The organism is Streptomyces sp. CO7, assembly GCF_053474865.1.
In genome coordinates this window covers 224,019-231,734 of record NZ_JBRIOU010000008.1, presented here as the reverse complement: position 1 = coordinate 231,734, position 7,716 = coordinate 224,019, and the positions used below count along the sequence as shown (strand labels likewise).

The 7,716-nt window shown below is 69.5% G+C and carries 6 protein-coding genes; all 6 read left to right on the top strand.

What is annotated here, in order from left to right:
• A partial coding sequence (locus ACOV8S_RS25965) for an FHA domain-containing protein (RefSeq protein WP_448320669.1) occupies positions 1 to 346 on the top strand: 346 nt, incomplete at its 5' end.
• A 10-nt stretch (positions 347 to 356) separates the two neighbouring features.
• Positions 357 to 881, top strand: coding sequence for an FHA domain-containing protein FhaB/FipA (locus ACOV8S_RS25960; protein WP_448320667.1), 525 nt, complete (start codon positions 357 to 359; stop codon positions 879 to 881).
• Positions 882 to 1,037: 156 nt separating this feature from the next.
• Positions 1,038 to 2,525: a Stp1/IreP family PP2C-type Ser/Thr phosphatase gene (locus tag ACOV8S_RS25955; protein ID WP_448320666.1), complete on the top strand. Its 1,488-nt coding sequence runs from the start codon at positions 1,038 to 1,040 to the stop codon at positions 2,523 to 2,525.
• A 27-nt stretch (positions 2,526 to 2,552) separates the two neighbouring features.
• Complete coding sequence (locus tag ACOV8S_RS25950; RefSeq protein ID WP_448320665.1) at positions 2,553 to 3,980, top strand: FtsW/RodA/SpoVE family cell cycle protein; 1,428 nt, start codon at positions 2,553 to 2,555, stop codon at positions 3,978 to 3,980.
• Entirely contained in the window at positions 3,977 to 5,428 is a 1,452-nt protein-coding gene (locus tag ACOV8S_RS25945; protein WP_448320663.1) for a peptidoglycan D,D-transpeptidase FtsI family protein, read from the top strand. Before ACOV8S_RS25950 ends, ACOV8S_RS25945 begins: the two co-directional genes overlap by 4 nt.
• A 195-nt stretch (positions 5,429 to 5,623) precedes the next feature.
• On the top strand, positions 5,624 to 7,564 hold the full coding sequence (gene pknB, locus ACOV8S_RS25940) for a Stk1 family PASTA domain-containing Ser/Thr kinase (protein WP_448320661.1): 1,941 nt from the start codon (positions 5,624 to 5,626) through the stop codon (positions 7,562 to 7,564).
• Positions 7,565 to 7,716: the final 152 nt, after the last annotated feature.

Here is a 7,716-nt window from a genome sequence, read left to right as displayed (position 1 = left end):
GTACCCGCCCGCGGCCGGACGCCCGCCGGCGCCCGGCGGTCCGGCGGGCCCGGCGGCCGGCGCCCGCACCCGCTTCTGGATCGAGGTCAACGGCAACCGCCACCAGATCTCCCGGCCGTCGCTGGTGCTCGGCCGGTCCACCGAGGCGGACGTGCGCATCGACGACCCGGGCGTCTCGCGCCGCCACTGCGAGATCCACACGGGGAGCCCGTCCCACGTACAGGACCTGGGCTCCACCAACGGCATCGTGGTGGACGGACAGCACACCACCCGCGCTACGCTCCGCGACGGCTCGCGGATCGTCGTGGGCAGCACCACCATCATTTACCGGCAAGCCGAAGGGTGAAGCGGGGGCAATGTCAGAGCTGACCCTCACGGTCATGCGGCTGGGTTTTCTGGCCGTCCTGTGGCTGTTCGTGATCGTGGCCGTGCAGGTCATCCGCAGTGACCTCTTCGGTGTGCGCGTCACCCAGCGCGGGGCGCGCCGGGAGGCCGGAAGGGCCGCCGCCGAGCGGCCCGGCCGTCAGGCCGCCGCACCGCAGCCCCAGGGCCGCCAGGCCGCGTCGGGCGGCCGTCGCGGCCGCAACACCCCGACCAAGCTGGTGGTGACCGAGGGCACGCTGACGGGCACCACCGTCGCGCTCCAGGGGCAGACCATCACCCTGGGCCGCGCGCACGACAGCACCATCGTGCTGGACGACGACTACGCGTCCAGCCGCCATGCCAGGATCTACCCGGACCGCGACGGCCAGTGGATCGTCGAGGACCTCGGATCCACCAACGGCACGTTCATGAACCGGAACCGGCTGACGGCCCCTGTGCCGATACCGCTGGGCGCGCCGATCCGCATCGGCAAGACCGTCATCGAGCTGCGGAAGTAGTACGAGAATGAGCGAGCGGAGCGAGCACGCGGCACCAGTCCCCACCCAGGACGCCGGCGCGCTCCCGACCGGAGGGTGGGCAGGGTGGCTCGACACGACCGGCTGCGGCTTTCCCCGCAACAGCCGACGGAGCAGCAGCCGACGGGCGAGGTGCGCATGAGTCTGTCACTGCGCTTCGCCGCCGGATCGCACAAGGGGATGATCCGGGAGGGCAACGAGGACTCCGGCTACGCCGGTCCGCGCCTGCTCGCCATCGCCGACGGCATGGGCGGCCAGGCCGCCGGTGAGGTCGCCTCCTCCGAGGTGATCTCCACCATCGTCGCCCTCGACGACGACGTCCCCGGCTCCGACATCCTGACCTCCCTCGGCACGGCCGTGCAGCGCGCCAACGAGCAGCTGCGCGTCATGGTCGAGGAGGATCCCCGCCTCGAGGGCATGGGCACCACGCTCACCGCCCTGCTGTGGACCGGCCGGCGCCTGGGCCTGGTCCACGTCGGCGACTCCCGCGCCTACCTCCTGCGCGACGGCGTCCTCACCCAGATCACCCAGGACCACACCTGGGTGCAGCGTCTGGTCGACGAGGGCCGGATCACCGAGGAGGAGGCCACCACCCACCCGCAGCGTTCCCTGCTGATGCGCGCGCTGGGCAGCGGCGACCACGTCGAGCCGGACCTGTCGATCCGCGAGGTGCGGGCCGGCGACCGGTACCTGATCTGCTCCGACGGCCTGAGCGGCGTGGTGTCCCACCAGACCCTGGAGGACACCCTCGCCAGCTACCAGGGCCCCGAGGAGACCGTCCAGGAGCTGATCCAGCTCGCCCTGCGCGGGGGCGGCCCGGACAACATCACCGTGATCGTGGCCGACGTCCTGGACCTCGACACCGGCGAGACCCTCGCCGGGGCCCGCCTGTCCGACACCCCCGTGGTCGTCGGCGCGGTCGCCGAGAACCAGGTCACCGACGACAACGGCGCGATGCAGACGCCCGCGGGCCGCGCGGCCGGTCTCGGCCGTCCCGCGCCCGCGTCGGGCGGCGAGGGCCAGTTCGGCCCGCCCGGCAGCGGCGACACCGGCTTCATGGCCGGCGGCGAGAACTTCGGCGAGTGGACCGACGAGGACTTCACCAAGCCCCGCAAGGGACGCCGCTGGCTGAAGAGATCGTTCTACACGGTGCTGGCCCTGGGCGTGATCGGCGGCGGCCTCTACGGCGGCTGGCGCTGGACGCAGACCCAGTTCTACGTCGGCACCAACGACGAGCACGTCGCGCTGTACCGGGGCATCAGCCAGGACCTGGGCTGGGTGTCGCTCTCGAAGGTGGAGAAGGACCACCCCGAGATCGAACTCAAGTACCTGCCCGCCTACCAGCAGAAGAAGGTCAAGGCGAACATCGCCCAGGGCGGCCGCGGGGAGGCGATCGAGAAGATCGAGGAGCTCAAGGTCCAGGCCTCCGCCTGCCGCAAGGACGCCGAGCGTCAGGCGGCCGAGAAGCAGAACCCCAAGCCCAAGAAGCCCGCGGACAACGCCGAGGCCACCAACCCGGACGCGGTGGGCCAGAACGCCGCCCCGTCCAAGACGTCCGCTCCCAGCCCCGGCCCCAGCCTCTCCGAGGAGGAGAAGAAGCTGGTCTCGCTGTGCGGCGATCAGTAGGCAAGCCGTGAGGGGCCCTGGAACACGATGAGCAGTAGTAGTACCCATCAGACGTCCACCATCGGCGCCGTCGGCGCGCCCAGCCGCCGCAACACCGAGCTCGCGCTGCTGGTGTTCGCCGTCGCCATCCCGGTCTTCGCCTACATCAACGTGGGCCTGGCCATCGACGGGTCGATCCCGGCGGGGCTCGCCACGTACGGCCTGAGCCTGGGCGCCATGGCGGCACTCGGCCACCTGGCCGTGCGCAAGCTGGCGCCCTACGCCGACCCGCTGCTGCTGCCGCTGGCCACCCTGCTCAACGGCCTCGGCATGGTCGCCATCTGGCGGCTGGACCAGTCCGAGCGGCTGCAGGCGCGCAAGGAGTACTTCGAGCAGGCGCCCAACCAGCTCCTCTACTCCGGCCTGGGCATCGTGCTGTTCGCACTCGTGCTGTTCCTTCTCAAGGACCACCGTGTGCTGCAGCGCTACACCTACATCTCCATGCTGGTGGCCCTGGTCCTTCTGCTGCTGCCGCTGGTTCCGGGCCTGGGCAAGGACATCTTCGGCGCGAAGATCTGGATCAGCGTCGCCGGATTCTCCATCCAGCCCGCGGAGTTCGCGAAGATCGTCATCGCGGTCTTCTTCGCCGGTTATCTAATGGTGAAACGCGACGCCCTGGCCCTCGCCAGTCGCCGCTTCCTCGGCCTCTACCTGCCGCGCGGCCGTGACCTGGGCCCCATCGTGGTGGTCTGGGCGGTCTCCATCCTCATCCTCGTCTTCGAGACCGACCTCGGCACCTCGCTGCTGTTCTTCGGCATGTTCGTGATCATGCTGTACGTCGCCACCGAGCGGACCAGCTGGATCGTCTTCGGTCTGCTGATGTCCGCGGTCGGCGCCGTGACGGTGGCCACCTTCGAGTCGCACGTCCAGCAGCGTGTGCGGGCCTGGCTCGACCCGATGCGCGAGTGGCAGCTCAGCCGTCAGGGCGTCTACGGCCACACCGAGCAGTCCGCGGAAGCGCTCTGGGCCTTCGGCTCCGGCGGCACCCTGGGCAGCGGCTGGGGCCAGGGCCACTCCGACCTGATCGGCTTCGCCGCCAACTCCGACTTCATCCTCGCCACCTTCGCCGAGGAGATCGGCCTGACCGGCGTGATGGCGATCCTGCTGCTGTACGTGCTCATCGTGCAGCGCGGCATCCGCACCGCCCTCGCCGCCCGTGACCCGTTCGGCAAACTGCTGGCGGTGGGCCTGTCCGGCGCCTTCGCGCTCCAGGTCTTCGTGGTGGCCGGCGGTGTGATGGGCCTGATCCCGCTGACCGGTATGACCCTGCCGTTCGTCGCGGCCGGTGGTTCCGCCGTCATCGCCAACTGGGCGCTCATCGGCGTGCTGCTGAGGATCAGCGACACGGCCCGACGGCCGGCGCCCGCACCGGCACCCAATCCCGACGCCGAGATGACCCAGGTGGTCCGTCCGTGAACAAGCCCCTGCGCCGGATCGCGATCTTCTGCGGCCTGCTGATGCTGGCCCTGCTGCTGCGCGACAACTGGCTCCAGTACGCCCAGGCCGACTCCCTCGCCAAGGACCCCGACAACCGCCGGGTCCGCATCGAGCGCTACTCGATCCCGCGCGGCGACATCATCGTCGACGGCAAGACGATTACGGACTCGAAGAAGACCGACGGCGAGTTCCAGTACAAGCGGACCTGGAAGAACGGTCCGATGTGGGCGCCGGTCACCGGCTACTCGTCGCAGGCCTTCGACTCCAACGCGCTCGAGAAGCTCGAGGACGGGATCCTCACCGGCAACGACGACCGGCTGTTCTTCCGCAACACCCTGGACATGCTCACCGGCAAGGAGCGCCAGGGCGGCAACGTCGTCACCACGCTGAGCAGCGCCGCCCAGAAGGCCGCCTGGAACGGGCTCAAGGGCAAGAAGGGCGCGGCCGTCGCGCTCGACCCGGCGACCGGCAAGATCCTCGCCATGGTCTCCGCGCCGTCCTACGACCCGGGCAAGTTCGCCGGCAGCATGGACTCCGACGCCAAGGCGTGGAACTCCCTGCAGAAGAAGAACAACCCCGACGACCCGATGCTCAACCGGGCGCTGCGCCAGACCTACCCGCCGGGCTCCACCTTCAAGGTGGTCACGGCCGCCGCCGCGCTGGAGGAGGGGCTGATCGACGACATCGACGCCTCCACCGACAGCCCCGACCCGTTCCCCCTGCCGCAGTCGACGACCAAGCTCACCAACGACCACGGCGTCTGCAAGGACGTGAGCCTGCGCGAGGCGCTGCGGATCTCCTGCAACACCGTTTTCGGCAAGATCAGTGACGAGCTCGGCAACAAGAAGATGATCGAGCACGCCGACAAGTTCGGTTTCAACGAAGAGGTCTTCACCCCGGTTCGCGCCGACGCCAGCATCTACCCCAAGGACGTCCCGCCGCAGAACGCGATGGCGGGCATCGGCCAGGCGTCCAACCGCGCCACCCCGCTGCAGATGGCCATGGTGGCCGCCGCCGTCGCCAACGACGGCAAGCTGATGAAGCCGTACTCGGTCGCCCAGCTGCGCTCCGCCAACCTGGACGTCATCGAGGAGACCGAGCCGGAGGAGCTCTCCCAGGCCGTCTCCCCCGAGAACGCCCAGAAGCTGCAGGAGATGATGGAGACCGTCGTCAAGGACGGTACCGGTCAGACGGCTCAGATCCCCGGCATCACCGTCGGCGGCAAGACCGGTACGGCCCAGCACGGCGAGAACAACGAGAAGAACCCGTACGCGTGGTTCATCTCGTACGCCAAGGACTCCAACGGCAAGTCCGTCGCCGTCGCCGTGGTCGTCGAAGACGGCTCCGCCGTCCGTGAGGACATCTCCGGTGGCGGTCTCGCGGCCCCGATCGCGAAGGACATCATGAAGGCCGTGCTGAACAAGTGACGACCCGGGTGTGACCTCAGCGGCCCCTCCGTCACATACCGCGACGCCCTCCCAGGCCGTCGATACCGGTCGTGTATCGGGTGACGGGCGTGGCCCGGCGGGGCCCCGTGGGGCGGGTACGGTATGCCCGGACGGCACGCCGCCGAATCCACGCAGGGTGCGGTCGGTACCGACGGAGAGGGCTGGTAGGTAGCTATGGAAGAGCCGCGTCGCCTCGGCGGCCGGTACGAGCTGGGCCACGTGCTCGGCCGTGGTGGCATGGCCGAGGTCTACCTCGCGCAGGACACCCGGCTCGGCCGCACCGTGGCGGTGAAGACGCTGCGGGCGGACCTCGCGCGCGACCCCTCGTTCCAGGCCCGGTTCCGCCGTGAGGCCCAGTCGGCCGCCTCGCTCAACCACCCCGCGATCGTCGCGGTCTACGACACGGGCGAGGACTACATCGACGGGGTCTCGATCCCGTACATCGTCATGGAGTACGTCGACGGCTCGACGCTCCGTGAGCTGCTCCACAGCGGCCGCAAGCTGCTGCCGGAGCGGTCCATGGAGATGACCATCGGCATCCTCCAGGCCCTGGAGTACTCGCACCGGGCCGGCATCGTCCACCGCGACATCAAGCCGGCCAACGTCATGCTGACGCGCAACGGCCAGGTCAAGGTGATGGACTTCGGCATCGCCCGGGCCATGGGCGACTCCGGCATGACCATGACCCAGACGGCCGCCGTGATCGGCACCGCCCAGTACCTCTCCCCGGAGCAGGCCAAGGGCGAGCAGGTCGACGCGCGCTCCGACCTCTACTCCACCGGCTGCCTGCTCTACGAGCTCCTCACCGTGCGTCCCCCGTTCGTGGGTGACTCCCCGGTCGCCGTCGCCTACCAGCACGTGCGCGAGGAGGCCCAGCCGCCGAGCGTCTTCGACCCCGAGATCACGCCCGAGATGGACGCGATCGTGCTGAAGGCGCTCGTCAAGGACCCGAACTACCGCTACCAGTCGGCCGACGAGATGCGCGCCGACATCGAGGCCTGCCTCGACGGCCAGCCGGTCGCCGCCACCGCGGCGATGGGCGCGGTCGGCTACGGCGCGGGCTACGGCGGCTACAACCAGGGCTACGGCGACGACCAGCCCACCACCGCGATGTCCCCGGCCGGCGCCACCTCCATGATGCCGCCGATGAACCCGGACGACGGCTACGGCTACGACGGGGACCGCCCCGACCGGCGTCGGCAGAAGAAGAACCAGCAGTCGACGATCCTGCTGATCGCGGCGGCGGTGCTGGTGCTGATCGGCGCCATCCTGATCGGCCGGTGGATCGTCAGCGACAACACGTCGGACCGCGCCACGGTGCCGTCCTTCATCGGTTACACGAAGAAGGACGCCCAGGAGAAAGCCTCGTGGGAGGACCTGAAGGTCTCGTTCTCCGAGGACGAGTGCGAGGACCAGCCGAAGGGCAAGGTCTGCAGCCAGGACGTTGCCAAGGGCACCGAGGTCGAGAAGAACAAGACCATCGGGCTCGTCCTCTCCACTGGAGCTCCCAAGAAGGAGGTCCCGGACGTCGTCGGCATGTCGCAGGACGAGGCGGAGGCCGCACTGGAGAAGGCGGGCTTCGAGGTCACCGTCAAGGCCGAGGTCAACGCCCAGGAGAAGGAGGGCACGGTCCTCGACCAGGACCCGAGCGACGGCGTCAAGCGCGAGAAGGGAACCGAGGTGACCATCTCGGTCGCCAGGCCCCCGCAGCAGGTGAACGTACCGGCGGTCATCGGCAAGACCTGTGACGAGGCCAAGCAGGCCCTTCAGCAGGACGGCCTGATCGGTCAGTGCGACGATCAGCGCGTCGAGGTCACGGACCCGAACCAGAACGACAAGGTCGTCCAGGCGCTCCCCGTCGGACCGGGCGAGAAGGCCGACCTGGGCTCCACGATCACCCTGAAGATCGGCAAGCTCAAGGAAGGCCCGAAGCCCGTCCCGGACGTGGCGAACAAGACCCTGAAGGACGCCCAGAAGGAACTGCGGCAGGCCGGCTACAACAACATCAAGGTGGTCGGGAACCAGGACCCGAACGGGAAGGTCATTACGCAGACCCCTCTCGCGGGACAGCCCTTGGCCGACCCGAACCAGGAGATCACCCTCCTGGTGGCCTGATCCACCGGCCGAACCACGTGAAAGGGCCCGCTTCCCCTGAGGGAAGCGGGCCCTTCCGCGTGTCAGGACCCTCACCCCGTGCGCCGCACCCGCACCACCCGCAGCCAGGACGCCGCCGCCTTGAGGGCCGAGCCCGCGGCCAGCCCCCAGGC